The organism is Rhizobium sp. CC-YZS058 (genome assembly GCF_034720595.1).
Lineage (GTDB): Bacteria > Pseudomonadota > Alphaproteobacteria > Rhizobiales > Rhizobiaceae > Ferranicluibacter.
Genome location: NZ_JAYESJ010000001.1, coordinates 2,278,663 through 2,304,296 on the forward strand (window position 1 = coordinate 2,278,663; position 25,634 = coordinate 2,304,296).

The following is a 25,634-nucleotide window of genomic DNA, read 5'->3' on the forward strand; positions in this document are numbered from 1 at the left end:
TGACGCCGGTCGCGCCTCAATCGTAGACCGCGCCTTCGGCACCGAGGCCCTCGCGCGCAAGCTCGTGGATCGCCCGGCGGGCGAGATCCGCGGGCCACCCGGCGCGCTCGGCCTCCGATGCCAGAGTTTCCAACTCGTTCGGCAGCTCCGAGCCGGCCGCACTGCCGAGCGCAACGCCGCCGCTTTCGACAGCCGATTCGAAAGCCGGCCGAAGCGCGTCCATGCAGGCCTGCAGCCGTTCACTGGGGGCATTGGCAAGGTCGGCGGCGTTCATCGCGTCCATGATCGGGCTCCTGTCTTGTTCGATCGACGGCTCTGCGCCGTCCAGTCTCGATCAAGGGAACCGGAAGAGCCCGCGCTTTGTTCCGCAGGCGATGGTTCGCCCCTGCAAGCTCAGCGCGCCGAGGGCGGAAGGAGCATGAAAAGTCGCCGGGTCGATTACCGCTGAAGTTCGATCAGGACCAGGAGAGTGCGCCCTGCTCGGCCGGGCTTGCCGCCATGGCGGGGAACTCCATGACGAAACGGGTGCCGCCCTCGCTCTCATAGCGGTAGCTGCCGCCGAGCTGTGCCACGAAGCCACCGATGAGGCGACTGCCCATGCCACCGCGCCCGACCTCCGCCGGCAGGCCGGGGCCATCATCGGCAATGGTCAGGCAGGCACGCCCGGCGCCATCATGTGTCAGACGCGCGGTCAGGCGGCCGCGGCCGGTGATTGCAAAGGCATGTTTGAAGGCGTTCGAGACCACCTCATTGATGATGAGGCCGAGCGGCAAGGCGTGATCCGGCTTCACCGCCACCGGCTCGAGCGCCACGTCCAGATCCACCGCACCCGGATAGCCGGCGGCGATCTCGCGGATCAAACGTTCGGCATAGGCCGCCACCTCGACATCGGCGAACTGGTCGTTGCGGTAGATCTGCTCATGGACAGCGACCATGGCCGAGATCCGGCGAATCATGTCGGTCCGCGCCGTTTCGGGCAGCGGCTGGAGACGGACGAGCGCCGAGACCGCCTGCAGATTGTTCTTCACCCGGTGATGGATTTCGCGAAGCAGGAAATTGTTCTGCTCGATCGAGAGCTCCAGTTCTTCGTTGCGCAGCGCATAGGCGCGCAGCAGGCGGGCGATCCAGGTCGCACTCAGGAGAAGCAGGAAGACGAGCGGCAAGCCGAGCACGAACTGCGAGCGCAAGCCGCTCCAGAACATCTCCATGGCTTCGGAATCATCCACGCCGGCGATCGCGACGAGCGGCCAGCCTTCCACGCGCCAATAGCCGACGATTCGGCCCCGACCATCTGCCGGCGACGCCGCATTGTGATAGACGCCGCTGGGGCTCTGCGGCAGCCAGGTTGTGAACAGCGGCGACGAGGCGATGTTGAGCGGCTTTGCTATGGACGGGTGGCGGGCGACGACCCAGCCATCCTCGCGCACGATCGAGACCGTGGAATGCGGGCCGAGCGCCATGGAGCTCCAGAACTGATTGATGCGCGCCAGCGGAATGGCAATGCTCGCGACACCGCGAAACACGCCGTTCCGGGCGATGCGCCGGGCGATGACGAAGGCGGTCGAGCCCGTCAGGCGATCCGAGAGCTGCGGCGAGACGATGACGGTCTTTCCGTCCTTGAGCGATCGGAAGTAATCGCGATCGCCGATCCGGGTCGTCTCCGACCGCTCCAGACTGGAGAGACGCAGGATGCCCGCGTCGTCAAAGACCGAATATTCGAAGCCGACCGGAAGATCGCCGACCGCCTGCGTAATGTCCTTGATGCTCGGCGCGTCGTCGGAAAGCGGGCCATCGCCCAGGGCGTCGTCGATCCGGCGCAGCGCCTGATCGCTGGCTGCGAACATCCATTCGACATGGGCGGCGACAACATGGGCGGAGGCAAGCGCCCGTGCCTCACCGGCCGTGACGGCGGCGCGGTAATTCTGCCAGACCATCAGCGCCACCAGCGCCATGACGGCCGAGAAAAACAGCGCGGCAAAGGCAACCAGCGTCGCCGGTCTCGCCAGCTTGCGCTTCGGCTCCAAGGCTTTTTCGGCTTCGCCCACGCCTACCCCCTTCGAACACCCGCAAGAACGGACCTTCGGATCGCGCTGCAGGTTTCCCTGGCGGCTACACCCCACGCGAATCGTCTAGCATGGAACGTCAGAATCGGACAGAGACGGTCCGAAAGGGCACGGAGCGCCGGGCTCGCGCGGGATGATGCTGGGACGCCCTACAGCCTGCTCTTTTCCTTTTCCTTCTCCCGCTCACGCACAGGTGCAGCGCGCTTCGGCTCTTCCGGCGCGGAAGGCATATAGGGCGTTTCGCCTTTCGGCGTTGGCGCGAGCAGGTTCTTCAGTGCGGAAAGCCGGTCTTTCAGCAGCGGGCGGAAGCGCGTGGCGCGGTAGGGCATGTCGGCGGCGCCGTATCCCTCCGGGCCGTCGTCATTGCCGCGGTGGATCTCTTCCAGCTTGACGCCGATGAACTCGCCATCGACATAATGGCTGTAGGGCCCCACCCAGCGGATCGTATAGATCTGACCCTTGCGGATGCCCTGGTCGATCGAGACATGCTTGAACGTGTCGTCGATGCAGACGACCTTCTGACCGACATGGAAATTGATCATCGTCCGCTCCGCGCGCAGGTGAACCGGCGGTGTTCTAGCCTCAAGCGGCGCGCGACGCCAGTCCTGCCCTGTCTCCCGGGCAGGCAGGCTCTAGAGCCGATGCAGCGTGGCGCCGGGGCAGGCTTTTTCGGCAATGGCGCAGAGGTGCTCATGGTGGGTCAGGTAGATGACCTGCCCGACGCCCGCCATTTCGCCCATCAGGCGGAAGGCGTGGAAGGCGCGGTTGTCATCGAAGGTCTCCATGATGTCGTCGGCAATGAAGGGCAAGGGCTCGCGGCTTGCGGCGATCTCGTGAAAGCCTGCGATCCGGAGCGCCAGATACAGCTGGAAGCGCGTGCCCTTGGAAAGATTGCTGGCAAGCTTCGTACCGCCATCGGCGGAATGGGCGATCATATACTCGCCCTCTTTCGCGCTCTCGGTCGAAAGGCGGCTGTAATCGCCGCCGCTGATGGTGGCGAAGGCATCCGAGGCACGGCGCATCATCGCGCTGCGGTGCCGCTCGCGATAGAGCCGCAACGCCATTTCGCCGGCGAGCACACCGGTGCGCAGCCTGAGATAGCGCAGCGCCTCCTCTTCGATCTCGGCCAGCACGGTTCGCCGCCGCTCGTCCAGATAGGCAGCCTCGTCGCTGCCGGCCGCCTTTTCCAGGATGCGCTCTGCATCGCGCAACGCCGTGTGACGCTCCTGCAGCCGCTCTTCCGCTTGGATGAGCCGCGTCCCGATCTCGGCGATCGACCGGTCGAGCAAACTCGGGTCCAGTTCGTCCAACATATCGTCTGCCGCCGCGCGGCTCTCGACGCGCAGCCGCTCGCACAGCTCCTGCGTCCGCTCGGCGATGTCGCTGTCGATCCGCGCCCGCGCCCGCGCTTCCTCCAGGCGCACATTGATCTCCGGCAGCGTCCACACGCCGAAATGCGCCGCCATCGCCGCGCGCACCGCTTCGTGGCGGGCGATCCGGTCGGCCAGGGCCGCCTGATCCGCCTGTCGGCTCGCCTGTCGGGCGACCAGGCGCTCGCGTTCCACGTCCACGCGCTCGGCTTCGGCCAGCCGGGCCTGAAGGGCCGCGAGGCAATCGAGCGGGGCCTCGTCGCCGCGCTCGCCGGCTGCCTGCGCCAGGGTCTGGAGCCGCTGCGCGAAGACGGAAAGATCCGCCTCCATGGCGTCGATCCGATGGTCGAAGCCAGCCTTCTGAGACGCGAGACTTTCGATCGTGGCGAGGAGGTCGAGAAGCGGCTGGATGATCGCCGGGCTTTCCGCGCCGTTAAGGGTTGCAAGCCAGCTTCCCTCCAGCGCCGCCTGCCACTCTGCCTGCCAGCCCGCCAAGGCCTCTTCGGCCTCGGCCCGCTCCTGCGCCCGGGCTGCGTGGGCCGCTTGCGCCTTAACCCGTTGCTCCGTCCGCGCGCGCTGGGCGGCCTCTGCGGCCTGCTCCGCCTCCAGCATCTCTTCCGCTGCGGCGAGCGCGGCCTCTACGCCACGGTCCGTGCGTTCGGCACCGACGAAGGCGGAAAGGCTCGACAGCGCCTCGCGCTCCTCTTCGGTGACCGCGGCAAGCGCCCGGCGCGAAGTTCGGCAGGTGGCGCGAAGCGTCAGCGTGCGTTCGAAGCGCTCGCACCAGGCGGAAAAGGCGGCAAGGCGCGTCTCCGCCGGCAGGCCGCAGGCTTCGAGAAGACGAAGGCGCCGGTCGGACAGCGTCTCTTCCGCCGCGCAGAGCGCCGCCCGCTCGGCAAGTCCGGCCTGGTGCCGGGCCTCGAGCTCGGCGACGCTCTGCTCGAGCGCGCGACGCGCGGCCAGACGGTCAGCCTGGGCAAGCCTAGTGGCGGAGGCGGCGTCATCGGCCGACAGCGCGGCCTCGAACCCATCGGCCGTTGTGCTGTCCAGTGTTCCACGGTGCTTCTGCCAAGCACGATCCCGCGCCTCGCGCAGCGCCTTGGCCGTCGCATCGTCGGCGAAATTCGAGCCGGCGGCCTCGGCAGCAAGCGTCGCCCTGGCTGCAGCCAGCCGCGCAGCCTCATCGCCCAAGCGCTCATCGAGACGCTGCACACGCGCGGAAAGAGTACTCGTCTCTTCGGCCAATGCCGCCCGCTCGGCGGCGCTTGGAACAGCGATGCGGCCAAGGTCCGTCTCGTCGGCGAGGCCAAGCGTCGCCAGCTGATCGGCAAGCGCATCCTCCGCCTCCTCCAGCGCCGCCTGCGCCGTCCGGCGACGCCCGGCGAAATCCTGACGGCGGAGCTGGCGGAATAGATCGGCAAGGCCAGGATGCGCGCTGGGCTGCTCCGCGCGCTGGGCTGCGTCCTCAGCCGCGGCGTCGAGATCGCGCAGCAGCGCGCTGGCGCGCCCGTGTTCCCGCACGGCCGCTTCCGCCCGTTCCCGCAACCGCCCATAGGCTTCGCCGAGCATGCGCAATCGCCCGATGCGAGCTGCGGGCAGCAGCAGCGGGGTCGGGTCTTCGTCCCCCGCTCGGCCGGCCTGGACGAGTTTGGCCGAGAGTGCCGTCGCGACACGATCCCGCTCGGCGCGCCGCGCCGGCAGGTCCTCGACCGCCGTGCGGTAGCGCGCCTCCAAGCCGCCCGCAGCGACAGCTCTGATGTCCGCCGCAAGGGTCAGAATTCGCGGATCCTGGCCGAGGCCGGCCAGGGTTTCCTCCAAAGCTTCGAGATCATGCGCGATCTGCCGGCCGGTCATCGACAATTCCGTCTCTTCGCGCATGAGATCCGGCAGCAGCCGGTGCCAAGCTTCGGGCGGCGGCGGCGTGTCGTCGAAGCGCGCCCGTTCTGCCTCCAGCGCCCGCAGCCGCGCCCGCATCGGCAGGGCGCCCTGCTGCAGGCGCGCCATATCGAGGGCCAGACGCAGTTCGGCCCGCTCGGCAACCGCCATCTCATAATGGCCGCGCGCCGCCTCCAGCGCCTTGCGCATGGCGGAGAACTGGCTGTGGCTGACATCGATGGCGGCCCGCTCGGTCTTCAGCCGCTCCAGCTCCGCCTTCAGTTCGGCCAGCCGGTGCTTGCGCGCCTGGGGTCGGTAGAAGGCGTCCGCCTTTCCCTTCAGTCCGGTCAGCAAGGGGCCGATGTCGGACAGGCCGGAGCTTGCGGAAAACAGCAAGGCGCCCAGCTCGCCTTCGCTGCGCAAGATGCTGTCGCCGCCCTTCTCGATGCTGTCGTCGTCCAGCGAGAACATGGTCTGGTAGGTACCCCGGTCGATGCCGGCCAGCGCCGCGGCGAACAGGCCTTCCGGCAGCGGCTGGTCATCCGGCCCGACCAGCGTGTTCTGCCGCCGCTTGAGGCGGGCCACGGCATGGGATGTCCCGCCTGTCTCGACCAGCCCGCCGATCCGCATGGTCTCGTAGGGGTGGAGAAAGCCGTAGGTGCTGCGGGTCTCGATGCCGAAGAAGAGATCGAGAACGGCGGAGAACAGCGTCGATTTGCCCGCCTCATTGGGCCCATAGACGATGTGAAGGTCCGGTCGGCCTGGTTCGGCGGGGCCGAAGATCAGGCGGCGGTCGGTGAACTTGCCGTAGCGGATGAGATCGAGGGCAGAAAGCCGCATCAGCCTGCGCTCCCTGCCGCATCGCCCTCGGTGCGCAGATGCGCCAGCACCTCGGCGCTGCCTTCGCTGCCAATCCTTGCCAGGAGCATCTGCGCCGCTTCTTCATGAGTGCCGAAGCTCTCCTTCAACTCGCGCGGAAGCTGGGCCAGGAGTTCGGCCATGATTTCCCCGGCCTGATGCCGGAAGCCATGCGAGGTGAGCACGTCGCGCTCGACCAGAGCCGCCAGTTCGGCAGCGGGATCCAGCGCCGTGGGCGGCGCGCCATCGAGCGCCGGCACGCAGTCGATCTCGATCTTCTCCACCCAGCATCCCGGGACGGACTGGGCGAGGCTCGTCACCTCGTCGAGAAGGAAATCCGGATCGCGGCGCAGCCGCCAGGCAAGCGGCATCGCGCCCGTCAGCTGCAGGCGCAGGATCAACTGGGCATTGGGCAGCGGGCCGAGGAACTGCCGCGCCGCCCCTTCGAGCGCCTCAGCAATACGCGCGAGCATGTCGCGCCAGGTCTCGAGCGCGGTGAGGTCGATCGGCAGCCGCTCGAAGCGCGCCGCGCCGATCCGCCGCCGCTCCCGCGCCATCGTGCCGTCCGGCGAGACCGTGACCAGCACCACGCCCTTCTCGCCTGCCTCGTTGATATCCCGCCCCTGCGGGATCCCCGGCATGATGATGGCCGGCCGCTCGGCATGGTCGGCGCCCAGATGCACATGGCCGAGCGCCCAGTAATCGAACCCATGGCCGGTGAGATCGGCGATGCTGCAGGGCGCATAGGCGTCGTGGCCGGGCGCACCCGCCAGGCTGGTATGCAGCAGCCCGATATTGATCGCATCGGGCACCGGCGGCAGGAAGCGCGGCAGCAGGCTGTCCGGTGCATGCGGATCATCGAAGCCGATTCCATGGACATGCACGGCGCGCCCGCTCTCCATTACCTTGGCGAGCACCGAGCGGCTGCGGCCGGAGAAGAGGTGGACATTGTCGGGGAAGCTGAGCTCACGGCGAATGGCCGAGGCGGAGTCATGGTTCCCACGGATCAGGAACACGCGGATGCCGGCGGCCTGCAGCCGGCGGAACTCGCCGACGAGAAACAGCCCGGTGTTCATCGAGGTCTGCGAGCCATCATAGAGGTCGCCGGCAACGATCAGCGCGTCCGCCTCTTCGGCAATGCAGAGGTCGACGATCGCCGACAGCGCCTCGCGCGTGGCGCCGCGCACCAGGGCGGCCAGTTCGGGATTGCGCAGCGCGAGGCTGCGAAGCGGCGAATCGAGGTGAAGATCGGCCGTGTGAACAAAGCGGAACGTCATGCGAACGACCATGCAACCGGCAAGGGGCGCAGGTCAATCCGCCGGGCGCCTCGACCCACATATTCCCCTCGCCTTCTCAAGGTGCCGGCACCACAGCCCTGCGCCCAGCGCGCAGCCGCCATGATCCATTTGACATGGGCCCTCACAAGTTCCATGTCAGCCCCATGAAAAGGCCTCTCGAAGTCTCCGACAAGCTCTTTGAGCTCTATCACCGCGTCCATCGCCTCATCAACGAGTCGATGACCGAGGAAGGTGTCTCGCTGGCGCGGAGCAAGTTCCTCTTCTTCCTGTGCAAGCTCGGGCCCTGCCGCTCGACCGACATCGCCGGCGCGCTGAACTTCGCGCCGCGCACTGTCACCGAAGCGATCGACGGGCTGGAGCGCGACAAGCTGGTCATGCGCAAGCCGGACCCGGAGGATCGCCGCGCGAAGATCGTTTCCATCACCGAAATGGGTCGCATCGCGCTTGAAGCGGCCGAGCATCCGCGCCGGCAGCTGATCGAGGAAATCTTCTCCGCGCTCGACGACCGGCAGCTCGACCAGATGCACGAGATCGTCAGCCGCCTGGTCGAGAAGGCCGACGATATCCGCGAGCGCCGCCAGCGCGGCGAGGAGCCACCGGCGGACTGATCGTCCTCGCTTTGTCCCTCGACGGATAAAAGGCGCCCGGTCTCCCGCGCGCCTTTCGTTTTTGTTGGACAGCCTGGCGCTTACATCGCGGCCATGGTGCCGAGACGCAGGAGCATGGTCTCGCCGGAGGAATCGTCGACCCCGTCATTGTCGGTCACCACGAAACCGTTGCCGGCCGCGTCGATCGCGAAGCCTTCGACCTTGTCGAGCACATAGCCATGGCCGGCTTTGAGATCCGGCAGCAGGTCGCGCACGGGCTCCTTGGCGACGAGCGGCAGGGCGCCATCGAGTTTCGCCGGCTTGAGCGCCGAGAGCGCAACGCGCGTCAGTGCCTTGAGCTGCGCTGCCTTGCCGATCAGATTGTCACGTTCGACGAAGTAGGCATAGTCGCCCGAGATCGTCATCTCGGAAAGGCCGACCCAGCCGCCCTTGACCGTATCCAGCGGATAGCGGACGCCGCTCCATTCCTTCCTCTCCGGCTTGTAGGCCAGTAGCTTCACCTCGCCCTTGGGATCGTCCTTCCATTCCCGCTGGACAGGCATCCACAGCGTCTCGTCATCGCCTTCGCCGACGCGGGCAATGCCTTCGAAGCCGTAGCGGGTTTCCGCGGCACGCAGCGCCTCGGGAAGCGGGATCTCGGCCTTGATCTTGCCCTTGGCGTCGACATGGATCAGCGCATGGGGAACCAGCTTGTCGCTGTTGCCTTCCGACGCCAGCCAGAACCCGCCCTTGCCGTCACCGGTGATGCCTTCGATGTCGAGCTTCTGCGCCGGCGCGCCGTCGCGGGTGATGGTGATGGCGTCGGTGATGACGGCCGGGGTCTGCGTGGCATCCAGCGTGAAGATGCGCGGCTGGCCGCCATAGACCGAGTCGCTGACGGCATAGAGAATGCCCGGCTTGTCTGCTGCGGCGGTCAGCCCCGACAGGGCGCCGAAACCGATCGGGGCGCCGTCCTTCTCGGCCGAGACGATCTGCGGATAGGCGGGCGTGCCGTCCTTGCGTTCGTAGATCATGACATGCGAGCGGGCTGCGCCGTCTTCCACCAGGTCCGCCTCGTTGGCGGTCACCAGCAGGTTGCGCGCGGGAATGGCCACGGCGCCTTCCGGCGAGATGCCCGAAGGCAGCAGTTGGAGAAGCTGAGGCGCACTGCCGGTGTCCTTGTAGACGCCGACCAGCGACGCGCGCTCGGCGAGCAGGAAGAACAGCCGGTCCTCGCCGAAGGTCGCCGCTTCCAGCCCTTCCGGCTCGACCCCCTTGGCGGCGGATCGCTTCTCTGGATAGTGGCCGATCGCTGCCGCCGCATGCTCGAAGGCCGCGCCCGATTCGAACAGGACCGTGCCGGCCTTGTCGAAGAGGGTGAAACCGCGCGAGCCGCCCTTCCAGTCACCCTCATTGGCAACCACCAGACGCTCGTCATCCAGCCACTTCACCGCATCCGGCTCCCGCCGCACGCCCTTCAGGGTCTCGGTGAAAGACAGTGCGCCATCCCGCTTGGCATCGACCTTTTCGAGATCGACCGTCCCGGCCGAGAAATGCGCGGTCACGGTGCCGCTGCGGCCATCAAGGATGACGATGTGGTTGTTTTCCTGCAGGGTCAGCGCGATCTCGTCGCGGCCGTTCCAGGAAACGAATTCCGGCTCCGGATCGCCGCCTTCGATCTCGGCAAGGCCGGTCAGCGCGACATGGCGGATCGAGGCGCAGTCCGGTACGCCGTCACTGAGCCGAAGGATGACGAGATCGCCAGCCGGCATCTGCGGCAATGCGCCGTCATTCACCTCTTCATCACGCTCGTTTTCGATCGCGATGGCCGCCAGCGTCCGGTCCTTGTTGACCGCAACGGAGTCCGGCTGGCCACCGAGCTCGCAGGTACCCGCCTCCGCCCTGGAGGCAAGATCGACCGAGGCCAGACGGCCGGACGGGCTGGCGCGGCTGACCGAGGTGTTCACGGCCACCAGCACCTTCGCTCCGGCAACGGCCACAGAAGTGGGCTCGCCATCAAGCCGCAGCACGCCGCCGGCTTTGGGAGCGGCGGGATCGCGGATATCGACGAAGCCGATCGCCTTCAGCGGGCTGTCGGAATAGACGAGCGTCATGCCGTCCTCGCTGGCCGTCACAATTTCGGCCGAAGTGACGGTCTTGGAGTCAAGCTCCGCCGGCAGGTTGTCGGCAACCGGAAAGGCCGCAATGCGATTGAAGACCGGCTCGGCGAAGGCCGGCGCGGCAACGCAGCTCAGAAGCGCTGCGGCCAGTGCGGCGGTGCGGGTGGTGATCATCGGAAATCCCCTCATGCTCATCGTGAATGGCCGCTTGTGCGGCGCGCGCATGACAGGGCGATGACAGAGCCGTAAACGCATCATGACAGACCGGTCCGCCGACACCTGCCGTCAACAAGAAAGGGCCCGGGAAAGACCCGGGCCCTTGGAGATCGATCCGTGTCCGCCCCGACTGCGGCGGCCGATGGCCGCGCGACAGGGCGATCGAAAGGCGGCTTAGTTGACCGCGTCCTTCAGGCCCTTGCCGGCCGTGAACTTCGGAACGTTGCGCGCCGGGATATCGACTTCCGCACCGGTGGAGGGGTTGCGGCCCTTGGAGGCTTCGCGACGGCTGACGGTGAAGTTGCCGAAACCGACGACGCGAATGTCTCCGCCGTTCTTCAGCTCCGACTGAATCACCTCGAAGAGGGCCTCAACAGCGGAGGAGGCGTCGTTCTTCGACAGTCCGGCCTTATCGGCCACGGCCGATACGAGCTCATTCTTGTTCATGTTTCCACCCTTTCATACTGGTTCGAAACGAGTCGCTTTCAAGCGGGGCACCTTTAGAGAACGCCACCGGCTTGGCAACCCCTTCGCGCCGAACGTCCCGGAATGCAAGGCTTTGCGCGGCCTTTTACGCAAAAAACCGGCCCGCAGGCCGGTCTTCCACCAATTATCCGTCTCCGCCCACGCTAGGGCGGGCTTGAGAGCGGGGCATGACTGCCCCGCTGCAGTGCGTCAATGCGCGAAGCCGCTGGCTGCTTCGTCGGCCTCGGTCGGCTTGAGGGGGGCGGCATTCTTGGCCGGATCCCACTCGATCGCCACCGGCATGCGGGTCAGCGCATGCTCCAGCACTTCGCCAATACGCGAGACCGGAACGATCTCCATATTGTTCTTCACATTGTCCGGAATGTCCGCCAAGTCCTTGGCGTTTTCTTCCGGGATCAGCACCTTCTTGATGCCGCCACGAAGCGCCGCGAGCAGCTTTTCCTTCAGCCCGCCGATCGGCAGCACGCGACCACGCAGCGTGATCTCGCCGGTCATGGCCACGTCCTTGTTGACCGGGATGCCGGTCATGATCGAGACGATGGCGGTTGCCATGGCGACACCGGCCGAGGGGCCATCCTTGGGCGTTGCGCCTTCCGGCACATGCACGTGGATGTCGCTCGTGTCGAAGCGCGGCGGCTCGATGCCGAAATCGATGGCGCGCGAGCGGACGTAGGAGGCCGCGGCCGAGATCGATTCCTTCATCACGTCCTTCAGGTTGCCCGTCACCGTCATGCGGCCCTTGCCGGGCATCATGACGCCTTCGATCGTCAGCAGCTCGCCGCCGACCTCGGTCCAGGCAAGACCGGTGACCACGCCCACCTGGTCGGTGCGTTCGGCTTCGCCATGGCGATAGCGCGGGACGCCCAGATAGTCGGCCAGGTTTTCCGCCGTGACCTCGACCTTCTCGACCTTGCCCTTCAGGATCTCGGTGACCGCCTTGCGGGCGAGCTTCATCAGCTCACGCTCGAAGGAGCGGACGCCCGCCTCGCGGGTGTAGGTCTGAATGACCGCCGTCAGCGCCCCGTCGGTGACGGAGAATTCCTGGGCTTTGAGCGCGTGATCGGCAATCGCCTTCGGCAGCAGGTGCCGCTTGGCAATCTCCAGCTTCTCTTCCTCGGTGTAACCGGCGATGCGGATCACTTCCATGCGGTCCATCAGCGGCGCCGGAATGTTCAGCGTGTTGGCGGTCGTGATGAACATCACGTTCGAAAGGTCGTATTCGACCTCCAGATAGTGGTCCATGAAGGTCGAGTTCTGTTCCGGATCCAGCACCTCCAGCAGTGCGGAAGACGGATCGCCGCGGAAGTCCTGGCCCATCTTGTCGATCTCGTCGAGCAGGAAGAGCGGGTTGGACCGCTTGGCCTTCTTCATCGATTGGATGACCTTGCCGGGCATCGAGCCGATATAGGTGCGGCGGTGACCGCGGATCTCGGCCTCGTCGCGCACGCCACCCAGCGCCATGCGAATATATTCGCGGCCGGTGGCCTTGGCGATCGAGCGGGCGAGCGAGGTCTTGCCGACGCCCGGAGGTCCGACGAGGCACAGGATCGGGCCCTTGATCTTGGCCGAACGCGCCTGGACGGCGAGATATTCGACGATCCGTTCCTTGACCTTGTCGAGGCCGAAGTGATCGTGCTCGAGCACCTTTTCGGCCGCGTTCAGATCGGTCTTGATCTTCGACTTCTTGTTCCACGGAATGCCGGTCAGCCAGTCGAGATAGTTGCGCACGACCGTGGCTTCCGCGGACATCGGGCTCATCTGCCGCAGCTTCTTCAGCTCGGCATCGGCCTTTTCCTTGGCTTCCTTGGTGAGCTTGGCCTTGGCGATCTTGTCTTCCAGTTCGGCCATCTCGTCGCGGCCTTCCTCGCCGTCGCCGAGCTCCTTCTGGATCGCCTTCATCTGCTCGTTCAGGTAATATTCGCGCTGGGTCTTCTCCATCTGGCGCTTGACCCGCGAACGGATGCGCTTTTCGACCTGGAGAACGGAAATCTCGCCTTCCATGAAGCCGAGCGCCTTTTCAAGGCGCGCCTTCACGCTCGTCGTCTCCAGCATTTCCTGCTTCTCGACGATCTTGATGGAGAGATGCGAGGCGACCGTGTCGGCCAGCTTCGAGTAGTCCTCGATCTGGCTGGCAGCGCCCACGACTTCCGGAGAGATCTTCTTGTTGAGCTTCACATAGCTCTCGAACTCGGAGACGACCGAGCGCGACAGAGCCTCGATCTCGACCGGATCTTCCTTCGGCTCGGCAAGCGGATGCGCCATCGCCTCGTAGAATTCCTCGCGGCGGGTATAGCCGTCGATCTCTGCACGCGACCGGCCTTCGACCAGCACCTTGACGGTGCCGTCGGGCAGCTTCAGCAATTGCAGCACATTGGCGATCGTCCCGATCTGATAGATCGCGGACGGCTCCGGATCATCGTCGCTGGCATTGATCTGGGTGGCAAGCATGATCTGCTTGTCGGTGCCCATGACTTCTTCCAGCGCGCGGATCGACTTTTCGCGGCCCACGAACAACGGCACGATCATGTGGGGGAAAACCACGATGTCGCGCAGCGGCAGAACCGGATAGGTCGCACTTTCGGCAGCCGGAGACGTTTTGCTCGTCATGTCAGTTCCTTTCCGTCCCGTTGCCGGGAGCGTTACCGAAAAGCAGGTCAAGGGTGCTTCCGGTCATTCGTTTCCACGCAAAGGTGGCGATTGCGGCGGCGCATTTCAACCCGCGTCCGACGAAGTCCCAGGCCCTTCACCGGACCGGCCGGATGGCACGGGTCCATCGACCACTAGATGGCAGCAGCCTGTCGCGGACCTTACCGGATGCGATCTGCGCCACGGCCGGCGGCACACGTCACGCCCTGCCCCGACTCGGCCTCGCCCGCCATCGGTCCGCCTGCCATCATTCACCGCGCACCGTCATTTAGCAATCGCGAAATGCTGTGGTGGCGGAAGCTCTGGCTTTCGCGAAGGAGCAGCCGTAGCCGCGCAAAGAGAAAGGCCCGCGCTGGGCGCAGGCCTTTGGGTAAGCTTGGCGATCTGATGGGACGATCAGGCCGAGACGTTGGCCTTTTCGTCGGCGCGGTCCGAATAGATGTAGAGCGGACGGGCAGAGCCCTTCACCACCTCGTCGGAGATCACCACTTCGCGCACGCCTTCGAGCGTCGGCAGCTCGAACATGGTGTCGAGCAGGATCTTCTCCATGATCGAGCGCAGGCCACGGGCGCCGGTCTTGCGGACGATCGCCTTGCGGGCGATCTCGCGCAGGGCGTCTTCGTGGAAGGTCAGTTCCACGTCTTCCATCTCGAACAGCCGCTGATACTGCTTGATCAGTGCGTTCTTCGGCTCCGACAGGATCTGGATCAGCGCCGCCTCATCGAGGTCCTCGAGCGTGGCCAGCACCGGCAGACGGCCGATGAATTCCGGGATGAGACCGAACTTCACCAGATCTTCCGGCTCCAGTTCGCGCAGCACTTCGCCGACCCGGCGATCTTCCGGGGCGCGCACCGCAGCACCGAAGCCGATCGAGGTCTTCTCGCCACGGGCCGAGATGATCTTGTCGAGCCCGGCAAAGGCGCCGCCGCAGATGAAGAGGATGTTGGTCGTGTCCACCTGCAGGAATTCCTGCTGCGGATGCTTGCGCCCGCCCTGCGGCGGAACCGAAGCGACCGTGCCTTCCATGATCTTCAACAGAGCCTGCTGCACGCCCTCGCCCGACACGTCGCGCGTGATGGACGGGTTGTCGGACTTGCGGCTGATCTTGTCGACTTCGTCGATATAGACGATGCCGCGCTGGGCGCGCTCGACATTGTAGTCGGCAGCCTGGAGCAGCTTCAGAATGATGTTCTCGACATCCTCGCCCACATAGCCGGCTTCCGTCAGCGTGGTTGCGTCGGCCATGGTGAAGGGCACGTCGATGATGCGCGCCAGCGTCTGGGCGAGATAGGTCTTGCCGCAGCCGGTCGGGCCGACGAGCATGATGTTCGACTTCGCCAGTTCCACGTCCGAGCCCTTGGCGGCATGGGCCAGGCGCTTGTAGTGGTTGTGGACGGCGACCGACAGGATGCGCTTGGCCTGCTGCTGGCCGATGACATATTCGTCAAGGACCTTGATGATCTCCTGCGGTGTCGGCACGCCGTCGCGCGACTTCACCATCGAGGTCTTGTTCTCCTCGCGGATGATGTCCATGCACAGTTCGACGCATTCGTCGCAGATGAAGACCGTCGGTCCTGCGATCAGCTTGCGGACCTCATGCTGGCTCTTGCCGCAGAAGGAGCAATAGAGAGTATTCTTGGAGTCACCGCCGTTGCTTCCGCTGACTTTGCTCATGTTCATTTCCTTCCAGCATGCCGCGCGTCCCCGACGGGCCGCAACGGACCACTCATACCGCTCCGCAAACTGGCGCGACGATCAGGCGTCAGGGTGCTTCGCTTTCGGGAGTACGAACCGGCTCAGCGCATGGAGCGCGCCAACCGGTGGCAACGACTCTCCCACCGAAAACCGAATGCTAGGGCCTCATTACTCAACATAGCATTAACGGCTGATATTACCGGCTTTGATCCGCGGATAAAGTCCTTTGAGGCGGAGAATTGTGTCACAATTACATCATTCCGCGGACATTCTCAGTTTTGGCCCGCCGGAGCCTGGTTCAGCCCCGGCCGGCATGTGCGGGGATCAGGCCTCGGTGGCCGCCTCCATCGCTTCGCGCGAGGTGATCACCTTGTCGACCAGGCCCCAGGCGAGCGCCTCGTCCGAAGTCATGAAATGGTCACGGTCGAGCGTCTGTTCAACCTCTTCATAGGTGCGGCCGCAATGTTTGACGTAAACGTCGTTCAGGCGCTTCTTCATCTTCAGAATATCGCGCGCGTGACGCTCGATGTCGGACGCCTGGCCCTGGAAGCCGCCGGAGGGCTGATGCACCATGATGCGGGCGTTCGGCGTCGAGAAGCGCATGTCCTTGTGGCCGGCGGCGAGCAGCAGCGAGCCCATGGAGGCGGCCTGGCCGACGCAGAGCGTCGAGACGGCCGGCTTGATGAACTGCATCGTGTCGTAGATGGCCATGCCGGCGGTCACGACGCCGCCCGGCGAATTGATGTAGAGCGCGATTTCCTTCTTGGGGTTCTCGGCCTCCAGAAAGAGAAGCTGGGCGCAGACCAGCGTCGACATATGGTCTTCCACCGGGCCGGTGAGGAAGATGATCCGCTCCTTCAGAAGGCGCGAATAGATGTCGTAAGACCGCTCGCCGCGGTTGGTCTGTTCGACGACCATCGGCACGAGTGCCATGGCGGTATCAACGGGATTTCTCATGTCAGCCCTTCGTCCAAAAAGATGCGCGAAACCCTCCGCACACCGGAATCATGAAAGTCATAGCTCCTCTCATACATAGAGTGTCGGTGCATCCGACTTCAAGTCGATCCCGCGGCATAAGGTAAATCGCGCATCCGGCGCTTCGGGGTGCTCACAGCTGCGATTCGATCGGCAGCACGCCGATGATGCGGGCCGTCACCCGCCGCCAGAAACCTGCCTCCGGCTCGCGGGTCAGCACGCGTGCCGCGTCGTCGCCTGCCTCGTGCCAGACCAGGCTGCCGCTATCGAGCGCGACGCGGAAACTGCCGGCCGGCCCCGCCTCCATGTCGAAGACGGCATCGACGTCGGCCACGAGTTCGGGATGGCTGAAGAGCACGCCCATCTCGGTGTTCAGCGAGGCGGAGCGCGGATCGAAATTCATCGAGCCGACGAAGCCGGTCTGCCTGTCGATCGTGAAGGCCTTGGTATGCAGGCTGGCGCCGCGCGAGCCGAAGAGCGAGATCCGTTGGCTTTCTGTCGGCTCGTGCACGGCCTTCAGCTCGAAAAGCGTCACCCCGGCCCGCAGCAGCGCCTTGCGGTAATTGCGATAGGCGCCATGCACCGCCGCGACATCGGTCGCCGCCAGCGAATTTGTCAGAACCGAGACATCGACCCCGCGTTCCGTGAGCGCCGTGAGTTGCGCCACCCCCTCCTCGCCGGGAATGAAATAGGGCGAGATGATGCGCAGACCGTCCTTCGCTCCGGTGATCGTCGGCATGAGCGCGCGCATCAGCCAGTTCTGCCGCCGCTCCATGAAGGCCTTCTCAGGCGGGTCGCTCTTGAAGGTCACGTCGCGGGTGAAGCGCAGCGTTCCCTCGCCATGAAACAGCGCTGCCGTCTGCTCGGCCCTGGTCACATGAGCGAGATAGTGGCGGGCATCCGCCTTGCGGGCGATCCGCGCCAGCTTGCGGCGCAGACGCGGCAGGAAATGCCGGCGCGGCGTGCGGAGGGAGCCGATCGGCAGCACCATGCGGCTGTTCCAGTAGTCGTCGAAGATCGTCGAGGCCTGTTCGGCTGCCGGTCCGATCATCCACATGTCGAGATCACGGAAATTGGCCTGCTCGGCGGCGTCGAAATAGGCGTCGCCGATATTGCGGCCACCGGCGATCACCAGCCGGCCATCGGCGATCCAGGCCTTGTTGTGCATGCGCCGCGTGGCGCGCAGCGGCCGCAGCATCATCTCCAGTGCCCGGCGCAGCTTGTCGGTGCGCGCCCGGCTGGGGTTGAAGAGCCGCACCTCGATATTCGGATGCGCATCGAGGGCGATGCAGAGCGCATCGTGCAGTCCGGCATTGATATCGTCGAGCAGCAGGCGCACCCGCACGCCCCGGTCGGCGGCCGCAATCACCTCCTGCGCCAACAGATATCCGGTCAAGTCGCGCCGCCAGTAGTAATATTGCAGATCGAGGCTGCGGCCCGCCTGGCGCGCCGAAATGGCGCGTGCCGCGAAGGCATCGACATTGTCGGAGATCAGCGTGGCGCCGGTCATGCCGTCCTGTGCCTTGAGCAGCGGAAGAGCGCGCCGGTCGATCTCGGTCTCGCCCTCGACCGGTGGCAAGGCCGAGGACGGCAGACCGAAATCCTTCTGGCTGAAGCGGTTATAGACATAGGCCGTACCGGCCACGACCAGAAGGCCGAGCGTCAGCAGAACGGGGAACAGAAGCTCCATCGCGTCCATCAGGCGCCGGAGAGCGAAATGGAGGGCGGCCGATCCTCGGCCCGCTCCGCCGCACGCTCGGCCTGCGCGGCCTTGAGGTCGATGAAGGCCTTGAGCGGCAGGTGGTCGGACGCCATGCGGGACAGGGCGGTGTTATGCGCCTCGACATGGACGACGAGATTGTGCGGGCTGCCCATCACGCGGTCGAGCGCAAGGACGGGGAAACGCGAGGGAAAGCTCGGCACCACGGCGATCGCGGGATCGAAGACCGGGCTCAGCATGCTGAGCGCCGAGCGCTTGCCGATCCGCCATTCGTTCAGATCGCCGATCAGAATGGTCGGCCGCGCCTCCGCCTCCTGGATCGCCTTCAGGATCGCGCGGGCCTGCTGGCCGCGCGAATGGCGCAGCAATCCGAAATGCGCGGCGATGATGCGCAGAGGTCCCTGCTTGAGATCGAGATCGACGACCAGCGCCCCGCGCGGCTCCACGCCCGGCAGCTTGAGTTGCGCCACCTTGCCCACCGAGCCTTCGCGCAGCAGCAGCATATTGCCGTGCCAGCCGTGGCCCTTCGGCGAAAAGGCGGCGATCGGGACGGACACCAGATGGCACTCGCGCCGCAGCCGTTCCAGATCCAGGAGCCCGGCCCGCTCGCCGAAACGCTGGTCGGCCTCCTGCAGCGCGACGATATCGGCATCGATCTCGCGGATCACTTCGGCGATCCGGCCGGGATCGAAGCGCTTGTCGATGCCGACGCATTTGTGGATGTTGTAGGAGGCGATCAGCGTATCGCCCGGGCGGTCCGCCCGTCGCTCGGCCGAAGCCTCATGCCCGCCAAGCGGCACGCGGCGGGCACGGATGGCCGCCATGATTCCGGCGGGAAGGCTTTTCGGCGGCATGGTCATCGAAGGGTCCGGCAACTCCTGGTCTCGCCGTTCATCAGATAGCGAGCCCGCCCGGACTGACAAGGGCGAAGGACCTTTCGGATCGCGGGCGCGCAGGCGCAGCCGCCGCCCCCGCGCACATGGGCATCACGTCTTAAATCCCGCCGAACCCCGGGGACCGAGCGACACGCCCGGTTGACTCCGCGCGCCCTGCCCGGCACCGTCCGCCGCACTGCACGGCCCATGCCGCCGCCCCGCCAGTTGACGAGCCCTCCATGCCTGTAACCTCCCCGATCCGTATCGACGCTCACACCCGGCGCGTCTCGCTCGACGTCCACGACCCGGCCTTCTTTCGCAACCCGCACCTGACCTATGCCGCCCTGCACGCCGCCGCGCCGGCCTTCTACTGGGAAGAGCAGGCGCAGTGGTTCTTCGCAGGCTATGACCAGGTGAATGCCCTGTTGCGGGACCGTCGCTTCGGCCGCCAGATCCTGCATGTCGCGACGCGGGACGAGCTTGGCCTGCCGGCGCCCGAGCCGCATCTCGCCGACTTCGACAAGCTGGAGGCTGCTTCGCTTCTGGAGCTCGAGCCGCCGGCCCACACGCGCCTGCGCACGCTCGTCAACCGCGCCTTCGTGTCCCGCCAGATCGAAGGCCTGCGCCTCGAGATCGCAGCGCTCGCCAACCGTCTGATCGACGGGTTCGAGAAGGACGGAAAGGTCGAGCTCCTGAAGGCCTATGCCGAGATCATTCCCGTCACCGTGATCGCCCGCATGCTGGGCGTGCCGGTGGAAATGGGGCCGAAGCTGCTCGACTGGTCGCACAGCATGGTCAAGATGTACGTCTTCAACCCCAGTCACGAGACCCAGCTCGAAGCCAACCAGGCCTCGGCCGAGTTTGCCGCCTATCTGCGCGAGATCGTTGCCGCCAAGCGCCGCCAGCCGGCCGACGATCTCCTCAGCCTGATGATCGCCGCCGAGCAGGATGGCGAGCGCCTGACCGAGGACGAGCTGATCTCCACCGCCGTGCTGCTGCTGAATGCCGGGCATGAGGCGACCGTTCACCAGCTCGGCAATGCGGTGTCGACCATTCTCTCCCACGGGCTCGACCCCGCTCCGCTCTTCGCCGATCCCGCCGCGACAAGCCGGACGGTGGAGGAGTGCATGCGCTATGCGGCCCCCCTGCATCTGTTCCAGCGCTATGCGCTCAGCGACGTAACGCTCGACGAGGGAATCATCCTCCGCCGCGGCGAGAAGATCGGCCTCATGCTCGCCGCCGCCAACCTCGACCCGCGCCGCTTCACCGATCCGCTCGCCTTCCGCCCTGCGCGCGACGAGGGCCCTCACCTCTCCTTCGGCGCCGGCATCCACTTCTGCATCGGCGCCCCCCTCGCCCGTCTCGAACTCGCCCTCTCCCTCCCCATCCTCTTCCAACGCCTCCCCAGCCTCCGCCTCGCTTGCGCGCCGGACGTTAGAGACAGCTGGCATTTCCATGGGTTGGAGCGGCTCGATCTGGCGTGGTGAGAGGCGCACACCCCGCCTCTCAGAGCCGGATGACGTAATCCTTCCGCGTCGTTTCGAGCACCTCCCAGATGCCGGTGAAGCCGGGGCGGAGGATGAGGCGGCTGCCGGGGGTGAGGTCGTGGACGGTGCCGTCGTCGCCGGTGATGCGCGAATAACCGGAAAGGATGTGGAAATATTCCCACTCCTCATAGACGATCCGCCAGGCGCCGGGCGTCGCCTCCCAGACGCCGGCATAGAGGCCATCGGCCTCTTCCAGATTCCAGGTTGTGAAGCGCGGCGCGCCGGAGACGATCCGGTCTGCCGCGGGCGTGCCCTCTTCCGGCGTGACGGAGGAGAGGTCGAAGCCTAAAACCCGGTCCATACTCAAACCTTCGCCAGGGACTGTTCGAGATCGGCAATGATGTCGGCGACGTCCTCGATGCCGATCGACAGCCGCACGACATCCGGCCCGGCACCGGCTGCGACCTGCTGCTCGGGGTCGAGCTGGCGGTGGGTGGTGGAGGCCGGGTGGATGACCAGCGAACGCGTGTCGCCGATATTGGCGAGATGGGACAGCATGGCGAGCCCTTCGACGAAGCGCTTGCCCGCCTCATATCCGCCCTTCAGCCCGAAGGTGAAGACCGCACCGGCGCCTTTCGGTGCGTAGCGCTGCTGCAGCGGGTGGTTCGGATCCTCCGGCAGCCCGGCATAATTGACCCAGGCGACCTTGTCCTGGCTCTTCAGCCATTGCGCGACGGCGAGCGCATTGTCGCAATGGCGCTGCATGCGCAGCGGCAGGGTTTCGATGCCGGTCAGCAGCAGGAAGGCGTTGATCGGCGCGATCGCCGGCCCGAGATCGCGCAGGCCGAGGACGCGGGCGGCAATGGCGAAGGCGATATTGCCGAAGGTCTGGTGCAGGACGAGCCCGTTATATTCCGGCCTCGGCTCGGAAAGCACGGGATATCTGCCCGAGGCCGACCAGTCGAAGGTGCCGCCATCGACGAGAATGCCGCCCATGGAATTGCCGTGGCCGCCCATGAATTTGGTCAGCGAATGAACGACGATGTCGGCGCCATGCTCCAGCGGGCGGACCAGATAGGGGGTGGCCATCGTGTTGTCGATGATCAGCGGCAGGCCGTGGCGATGCGCGACCTCGGCGATCGCCGCAATATCGACGAAGGTGCCGCCCGGATTGGCGAGGCTTTCGATGAAGATCGCCTTGGTGCGGGCGTCGATGCTCTTTTCGAAGCTTTCCGGCGCGGCCGGGTCGGCCCAGCGCACCTGCCAGTCGAAGGATTTGAAGGACTGGCCGAACTGATTGATCGACCCGCCATAGAGCCGCCGGGCGGCCACGAAATTGTCGCCTGGGCTCATGATCGTGTGGAAGACGAGCAACTGGGCCGCATGGCCGGAGGCGACGGCAAGCGCCGCCGTGCCGCCTTCGAGTGCTGCCACCCTCTCCTCCAGCACCGCCTGGGTCGGGTTCATGATGCGGGTATAGATGTTGCCGAAGGCCTGCAGGCCGAAGAGCGATGCGGCGTGATCGGCATTGTCGAAGACGAAGCTGGTCGTCTGGTAGATCGGCGTCGCCCGCGCGCCGGTCGTCGGATCGGGGGCCGCGCCCGCATGGATGGCGAGCGTGTTGAATCCCGGTGCCTTGGTCATGATCGTGCCTCCTCAAGCTGCCGGTTTTATCCGGCCGTGCGGGCACTATTCCAGAGCGGGGGTCAGCGCGGAAGGAAAACTTTGCCTCGACCGGCAGGCCACCGGGGTATGCCGTTTCAAACGCAGCGCGCGCCCTAGCCGATGAGCCTCGGATATTCGATTGCCGGGCAGCGATCCATGACGACCTTGATGCCCTTCGCTTCGGCACGCGCGGCGGCGGCATCGTCGCGCACGGATAGCTGGCCCCAGATGACCTTCGGCAAGGGCGTCATGGCCAGCACCTCGTCCACCAGGCCGGGGAGCGCGTCGGCGGCACGGAAGACGTCCACCATGTCGATCGGCTCGTCGATCTCACTCAGCGACGCAAAGACCGGCCTGTCGAGCAGCGTCTTGCCGGCAAGCCCCGGATTGACGGGGTGGACGATATAGCCCTTGCGCAGCAGGAAGCCCATGACCCGCTGGCTCGGCCGCGTCGGATTGGCGGAGGCGCCGACGAGCGCGATGGTGCGCGTCGTCTTGAGGATCTCGGTCAGATAGCTGTCGGAATAGTCACTGTGGTCCACGCGGCCGCTCCCCTGCTCTCGTGTGCCGACAACCTTTCCAGCTTTGCGGCGCTTTCGCAACCGGCGAGTGAGAAGTACCGGCGCAGTCGCGCGTGGACCGCCCGTGGAGTGCCGTTTGAAGGCGTTCGGCGCGCAGGCTGTTGCCCGTTGCGCGTCACGGTCCCGCGCTCGGCTCTCCTCCACTTACGCTCCGTTACCGATTCGTATGTCGGGGCAAACGCTTGCAATCCGGCCTCAGGAGCGCGAAGAGCAGGGTTCGCACCCTCTGCAACCGTCTCCCTCTGAGTCTCCCCCATGTCGCTCGACGTCGTTCTTCTGGTCCTGTTCGGCGCTGCCCTGCATGCCGGCTGGAACGCGTCCGTGAAGTCGGGGACGGAGAAATCGCTGGACGCGGCGATGATCGCGCTCGGTTCCGGGCTGGTGGGCCTCGTCTGCCTGCCCTTTCTGCCGCTGCCGAAGGCCGAGGCCATCCCCTTCCTGCTTGGCTCGGCCTGTCTGCAGTTCATCTATTTCCAGCTGGTCGCAGCCGCATACCGGGCGGGCGATATCGGCCTCGTCTATCCGCTGATGCGCGGCGGCGCACCGTTGATCGTCGCGGCGGCGAGCCGCATTCTGGTGGGCGAAGCGCTGACCCCCGGGGCCCTTGCCGGCGTGGCGGCCATTTCCGGCGGCGTCTTCACCCTCGCCTTCGAAGCCCGCCACGGCAATGCGCGGGCGGTGGCGCTGTCCCTGGCCAATGCCGTGGTGATCGCGAGCTATACCTTCGTGGATGGGATCGGTGCACGGCTCTCCGGCAACGCCATCTCCTATACGCTGTGGATGGCCCTTCTGCCGCCGGTGCTGCTGATCGGCTGGGCCGTCTCCCGGCGCGGGCTGAAGACGGTCACGACCTATATCGCCGCGCACTGGCTGCGGGGTCTGCTCGGCGGCATGGCCTCGATCGGCTCCTATGGCCTGGCGCTCTGGGCGATGACGCGGGCGCCCGTCGCCTCGGTCGCGGCGCTGCGCGAAACCTCGATCCTCTTTGCAATCGCCATCTCTGTCGTCATTCTGAAAGAACGGGTCAGCCACATCCGCATCGCCGCTGCAGCCCTGATTGCGCTCGGCGCCCTCCTCCTCAAGCTCGGCTGAGGCGCAGAAGCACGAGAATTTTTTGTGGTTTTATGATACCACATCATTAAGCCATTGTTTTTTAATGATGTCCAGCATGGCGCTCTGGCTCGCGCGACTTGACCCCGCCGAAGGGTTCCGTCATAAGCGCCGCAGATCGCAGCCTTCGTGGCAAGCGGTCCCTTTTGCCCGTCCTCAACGCGGCAAAGCCAAGCAACAAGAAACGCCCGGGCGCCTGTCGCATCGGGTCTTGAAAACGGAAAGAACAGACCATGGCAACCTTCGTTCAGAAGCCTGCAGAGGTGGAGAAGAAGTGGATCCTGATCGATGCGGAAGGCCTCGTTGTCGGCCGTCTCGCCACGATCATCGCGAACCACCTTCGCGGCAAGCACAAGCCCACCTACACGCCCCATGTTGACGACGGCGACAACGTCATCGTCATCAATGCCGAAAAGGCCGTGCTGACGGGCAAGAAGTACACCGACAAGAAATATTACTGGCACACCGGCTATCCCGGCGGCATCAAGGAGCGCACCGCGCGCCAGATCATCGAAGGCCGCTTCCCGGAGCGCGTCATCGAGAAGGCCGTCGAGCGCATGGTTCCCCGCGGCCCGCTCGGCCGTCGCCAGATGAAGAACCTGCGCGTGTTCGCCGGTTCCAACCACCCGCATGAAGCCCAGCAGCCGACCGTCCTTGACGTCGCCAAGCTGAACGCCAAGAACGTAAGGAGCGCCTGATCGTGGCCGACCTCTCCTCTCTGAAAGACCTCGGCGTCGCGACCGAAGCCCCCGCGGCTCCGGTTCACGTCAAGAAGGTTGACGCCCAGGGCCGCTCCTATGCGACCGGCAAGCGCAAGAACGCCGTTGCCCGCGTCTGGGTCAAGCCGGGTTCCGGCAAGATCACGATCAACGGCAAGCCGTTCACCGGCTACTTCGCCCGTCCGGTTCTGCAGATGATCCTGCGCCAGCCGATCGTTGCCGCTGCGCGCGACGGCCAGTTCGACATCGACGCCACGGTTGCCGGCGGCGGTCTCTCCGGCCAGGCCGGTGCGGTTCGCCACGGCATCTCTAAGGCGCTGACCTACTTCGAGCCGGGCCTGCGCTCGGTCCTCAAGAAGGGCGGCTTCCTGACGCGCGACAGCCGCGTCGTCGAACGCAAGAAGTACGGCAAGGCCAAGGCCCGTCGTTCCTTCCAGTTCTCCAAGCGCTAAGCTGCCTGCAGAACTCTGCATCTCGAAAAGCGGGGCCTCGGCTCCGCTTTTTTTGCTTGGTCACTCGGGTATCTGGAACGTGCGACGCTTCAGCGACAGGACGAGCGTCATTGGCGACCCCCTGGCCGCTCGGAAGCCATGCTTCTCATAGAAGAGCCGTGCCCTGTCGCTTAGAGCATGAACCAAGATCCCACGCACCCCGATAATCTCCGCGGCCTGCCCCGCGCGGGTCACTGCGTCCTGTAACAGAGCCACGCCCACTCCGCGCCCCTGCCAGTCCTGATCGATGGCAAACCGACCCAGGATTGTCATGGGTATCGGATCCGGCATGTTGCGACGAAGGGAGCCGGGCGCGGCCTCGGCCGCTAAGGCGCCTGACGAAATACAGTAGTAGCCGACGACATCTGCGCCTCGACACGTCACATAAGTACGCGACGCGCCGGACAGTTGATTGGACCGAGCCTTTCGCCGCAGCCACTCGTTCAGGCTCTCCTCTCCGCAGTCGAATGTGTCCAAGCGGTGATCGTCCGATAGAAGTTTTGGCGCCGAGAGCTTTATTTCGCCCATGGCTGTGGTGCCCGCATGAGACGATCGAATTGATCACCGCTTGCAGGCTCATCGAGGATCGCGCGATAGTGGTCGAAACTCTCAGCATCCACCTGGACGAAAGTCTGGGCAACCAGCGTTTCCTCCGCAGCGCGGCGCGCAGCGGAGATCATGAAATCGGACCGCGTCTGACCTTGGCTTTTCGCAGCACGATCGATCAAGGCCCTCACCTCGTCGCGCATACGGAGATTAACAGCTCGCGTTTCCTGTCCTTCCGGTCTGCTGCCCAT

The 25,634-nt window shown here is 65.6% G+C and carries 22 protein-coding genes; 5 read left to right on the forward strand and 17 right to left on the reverse strand.

Annotation, left to right across the window (positions count from 1 at the left end; translation table 11 throughout):
• Positions 1-16: 16 nt before the first annotated feature.
• From U8330_RS10965 to U8330_RS10985, 5 genes are all read right to left on the reverse strand, one after another.
• Complete coding sequence (locus U8330_RS10965) at positions 17-283, reverse strand: hypothetical protein (RefSeq protein WP_323105316.1); 267 nt, start codon at positions 281-283, stop codon at positions 17-19.
• A 172-nt stretch (positions 284-455) separates the two neighbouring features.
• Positions 456-2,045 carry a sensor histidine kinase gene (locus U8330_RS10970; protein ID WP_323105317.1) on the reverse strand — a complete coding sequence of 530 codons (1,590 nt, stop codon included), beginning with the start codon at positions 2,043-2,045 and terminating at the stop codon, positions 456-458.
• Positions 2,046-2,212: 167 nt separating this feature from the next.
• Positions 2,213-2,605: a CAP-Gly domain protein gene (locus U8330_RS10975; RefSeq protein ID WP_323105318.1), complete on the reverse strand. Its 393-nt coding sequence runs from the start codon at positions 2,603-2,605 to the stop codon at positions 2,213-2,215.
• Between the two features lie 90 nt (positions 2,606-2,695).
• Entirely contained in the window at positions 2,696-6,148 is a 3,453-nt protein-coding gene (locus tag U8330_RS10980) for an AAA family ATPase (protein ID WP_323105319.1), read from the reverse strand.
• Positions 6,148-7,443, reverse strand: coding sequence for a DNA repair exonuclease (locus U8330_RS10985; RefSeq protein WP_323105320.1), 1,296 nt, complete (start codon positions 7,441-7,443; stop codon positions 6,148-6,150). Before U8330_RS10985 ends, U8330_RS10980 begins: the two co-directional genes overlap by 1 nt.
• 164 nt (positions 7,444-7,607) lie before the next feature.
• Between U8330_RS10985 and U8330_RS10990 the strand changes: the two genes are divergently transcribed.
• Positions 7,608-8,072: a MarR family winged helix-turn-helix transcriptional regulator gene (locus tag U8330_RS10990; RefSeq protein ID WP_323105321.1), complete on the forward strand. Its 465-nt coding sequence runs from the start codon at positions 7,608-7,610 to the stop codon at positions 8,070-8,072.
• Between the two features lie 80 nt (positions 8,073-8,152).
• On the opposite strand, the gene U8330_RS10995 is transcribed toward U8330_RS10990, so the two are convergent.
• From U8330_RS10995 to U8330_RS11025, 7 genes are all read right to left on the reverse strand, one after another.
• Positions 8,153-10,360 (reverse strand): esterase-like activity of phytase family protein, encoded by a 2,208-nt coding sequence (locus tag U8330_RS10995; protein ID WP_323105322.1) that lies wholly within the window; start codon positions 10,358-10,360, stop codon positions 8,153-8,155.
• A 201-nt stretch (positions 10,361-10,561) separates the two neighbouring features.
• The gene (gene hupB / locus U8330_RS11000; RefSeq protein WP_323105323.1) at positions 10,562-10,834 is read right to left on the reverse strand and encodes a DNA-binding protein HupB; all 273 of its coding nucleotides are present in this window, start codon (positions 10,832-10,834) and stop codon (positions 10,562-10,564) included.
• Positions 10,835-11,062: 228 nt separating this feature from the next.
• Positions 11,063-13,480: an endopeptidase La gene (gene lon, locus U8330_RS11005; protein WP_323105324.1), complete on the reverse strand. Its 2,418-nt coding sequence runs from the start codon at positions 13,478-13,480 to the stop codon at positions 11,063-11,065.
• Between the two features lie 435 nt (positions 13,481-13,915).
• The gene (gene clpX, locus U8330_RS11010) at positions 13,916-15,193 is read right to left on the reverse strand and encodes an ATP-dependent Clp protease ATP-binding subunit ClpX (protein WP_323105325.1); all 1,278 of its coding nucleotides are present in this window, start codon (positions 15,191-15,193) and stop codon (positions 13,916-13,918) included.
• A gap of 345 nt (positions 15,194-15,538) precedes the next feature.
• On the reverse strand, positions 15,539-16,171 hold the full coding sequence (locus U8330_RS11015; RefSeq protein ID WP_323105326.1) for an ATP-dependent Clp protease proteolytic subunit: 633 nt from the start codon (positions 16,169-16,171) through the stop codon (positions 15,539-15,541).
• 151 nt (positions 16,172-16,322) lie between these two features.
• Positions 16,323-17,879, reverse strand: a complete 1,557-nt coding sequence (locus U8330_RS11020; RefSeq protein ID WP_416236843.1) for a phospholipase D family protein — start codon at positions 17,877-17,879, stop codon at positions 16,323-16,325.
• Between the two features lie 8 nt (positions 17,880-17,887).
• Positions 17,888-18,769, reverse strand: coding sequence for an endonuclease/exonuclease/phosphatase family protein (locus tag U8330_RS11025; RefSeq protein WP_323105328.1), 882 nt, complete (start codon positions 18,767-18,769; stop codon positions 17,888-17,890).
• A 254-nt stretch (positions 18,770-19,023) separates the two neighbouring features.
• Between U8330_RS11025 and U8330_RS11030 the strand changes: the two genes are divergently transcribed.
• Positions 19,024-20,271: a cytochrome P450 gene (locus tag U8330_RS11030; protein WP_323105329.1), complete on the forward strand. Its 1,248-nt coding sequence runs from the start codon at positions 19,024-19,026 to the stop codon at positions 20,269-20,271.
• Positions 20,272-20,290: 19 nt separating this feature from the next.
• Here U8330_RS11030 and U8330_RS11035 read toward each other — a convergent pair whose 3' ends face one another.
• From U8330_RS11035 to U8330_RS11045, 3 genes are all read right to left on the reverse strand, one after another.
• On the reverse strand, positions 20,291-20,632 hold the full coding sequence (locus tag U8330_RS11035) for a cupin domain-containing protein (protein ID WP_323105330.1): 342 nt from the start codon (positions 20,630-20,632) through the stop codon (positions 20,291-20,293).
• Positions 20,633-20,634: 2 nt separating this feature from the next.
• A complete protein-coding gene (locus U8330_RS11040) occupies positions 20,635-21,915 on the reverse strand; it encodes an O-acetylhomoserine aminocarboxypropyltransferase (RefSeq protein ID WP_323105331.1) in 1,281 nt (426 codons plus the stop codon).
• A 134-nt stretch (positions 21,916-22,049) separates the two neighbouring features.
• On the reverse strand, positions 22,050-22,478 hold the full coding sequence (locus U8330_RS11045) for a CoA-binding protein (protein WP_323105332.1): 429 nt from the start codon (positions 22,476-22,478) through the stop codon (positions 22,050-22,052).
• A 294-nt stretch (positions 22,479-22,772) separates the two neighbouring features.
• Here U8330_RS11045 and U8330_RS11050 point away from each other — a divergent pair, with 294 nt between their 5' ends.
• The 3 genes from U8330_RS11050 to rpsI all read left to right on the forward strand — a co-directional run bounded on the left by U8330_RS11050 (position 22,773) and on the right by rpsI (position 24,798).
• Entirely contained in the window at positions 22,773-23,609 is an 837-nt protein-coding gene (locus U8330_RS11050) for an EamA family transporter (protein ID WP_323105333.1), read from the forward strand.
• Between the two features lie 251 nt (positions 23,610-23,860).
• The gene (rplM, locus tag U8330_RS11055; RefSeq protein ID WP_323105334.1) at positions 23,861-24,325 is read left to right on the forward strand and encodes a 50S ribosomal protein L13; all 465 of its coding nucleotides are present in this window, start codon (positions 23,861-23,863) and stop codon (positions 24,323-24,325) included.
• A gap of 2 nt (positions 24,326-24,327) precedes the next feature.
• On the forward strand, positions 24,328-24,798 hold the full coding sequence (gene rpsI, locus U8330_RS11060; RefSeq protein WP_323105335.1) for a 30S ribosomal protein S9: 471 nt from the start codon (positions 24,328-24,330) through the stop codon (positions 24,796-24,798).
• A 60-nt stretch (positions 24,799-24,858) separates the two neighbouring features.
• Here rpsI and U8330_RS11065 read toward each other — a convergent pair whose 3' ends face one another.
• Entirely contained in the window at positions 24,859-25,365 is a 507-nt protein-coding gene (locus U8330_RS11065; protein WP_323105336.1) for a GNAT family N-acetyltransferase, read from the reverse strand.
• A complete protein-coding gene (locus U8330_RS11070) occupies positions 25,353-25,634 on the reverse strand; it encodes a DUF1778 domain-containing protein (protein WP_323105337.1) in 282 nt (93 codons plus the stop codon). Before U8330_RS11070 ends, U8330_RS11065 begins: the two co-directional genes overlap by 13 nt.

Coding starts and splice junctions, on each gene's coding strand:
- rplM (WP_323105334.1), top strand. CDS start 23,861: ATGGCAACCTTCGTTCAGAAGCCTGCAGAGGTGGAGAAGAAGTGGATC.
- U8330_RS11015 (WP_323105326.1), bottom strand. CDS start 16,171: ATGAGAAATCCCGTTGATACCGCCATGGCACTCGTGCCGATGGTCGTC.
- U8330_RS11065 (WP_323105336.1), bottom strand. CDS start 25,365: ATGGGCGAAATAAAGCTCTCGGCGCCAAAACTTCTATCGGACGATCAC.
- U8330_RS11020 (WP_416236843.1), bottom strand. CDS start 17,879: ATGGAGCTTCTGTTCCCCGTTCTGCTGACGCTCGGCCTTCTGGTCGTG.
- hupB (WP_323105323.1), bottom strand. CDS start 10,834: ATGAACAAGAATGAGCTCGTATCGGCCGTGGCCGATAAGGCCGGACTG.
- U8330_RS11070 (WP_323105337.1), bottom strand. CDS start 25,634: ATGGGCAGCAGACCGGAAGGACAGGAAACGCGAGCTGTTAATCTCCGT.
- U8330_RS10995 (WP_323105322.1), bottom strand. CDS start 10,360: ATGAGGGGATTTCCGATGATCACCACCCGCACCGCCGCACTGGCCGCA.
- U8330_RS10980 (WP_323105319.1), bottom strand. CDS start 6,148: ATGCGGCTTTCTGCCCTCGATCTCATCCGCTACGGCAAGTTCACCGAC.
- U8330_RS11040 (WP_323105331.1), bottom strand. CDS start 21,915: ATGACCAAGGCACCGGGATTCAACACGCTCGCCATCCATGCGGGCGCG.
- lon (WP_323105324.1), bottom strand. CDS start 13,480: ATGACGAGCAAAACGTCTCCGGCTGCCGAAAGTGCGACCTATCCGGTT.
- U8330_RS11035 (WP_323105330.1), bottom strand. CDS start 20,632: ATGGACCGGGTTTTAGGCTTCGACCTCTCCTCCGTCACGCCGGAAGAG.
- U8330_RS10965 (WP_323105316.1), bottom strand. CDS start 283: ATGGACGCGATGAACGCCGCCGACCTTGCCAATGCCCCCAGTGAACGG.
- U8330_RS10975 (WP_323105318.1), bottom strand. CDS start 2,605: ATGATCAATTTCCATGTCGGTCAGAAGGTCGTCTGCATCGACGACACG.
- U8330_RS11050 (WP_323105333.1), top strand. CDS start 22,773: ATGTCGCTCGACGTCGTTCTTCTGGTCCTGTTCGGCGCTGCCCTGCAT.
- clpX (WP_323105325.1), bottom strand. CDS start 15,193: ATGAGCAAAGTCAGCGGAAGCAACGGCGGTGACTCCAAGAATACTCTC.
- U8330_RS11025 (WP_323105328.1), bottom strand. CDS start 18,769: ATGACCATGCCGCCGAAAAGCCTTCCCGCCGGAATCATGGCGGCCATC.
- U8330_RS11030 (WP_323105329.1), top strand. CDS start 19,024: ATGCCTGTAACCTCCCCGATCCGTATCGACGCTCACACCCGGCGCGTC.
- U8330_RS10985 (WP_323105320.1), bottom strand. CDS start 7,443: ATGACGTTCCGCTTTGTTCACACGGCCGATCTTCACCTCGATTCGCCG.
- U8330_RS10990 (WP_323105321.1), top strand. CDS start 7,608: ATGAAAAGGCCTCTCGAAGTCTCCGACAAGCTCTTTGAGCTCTATCAC.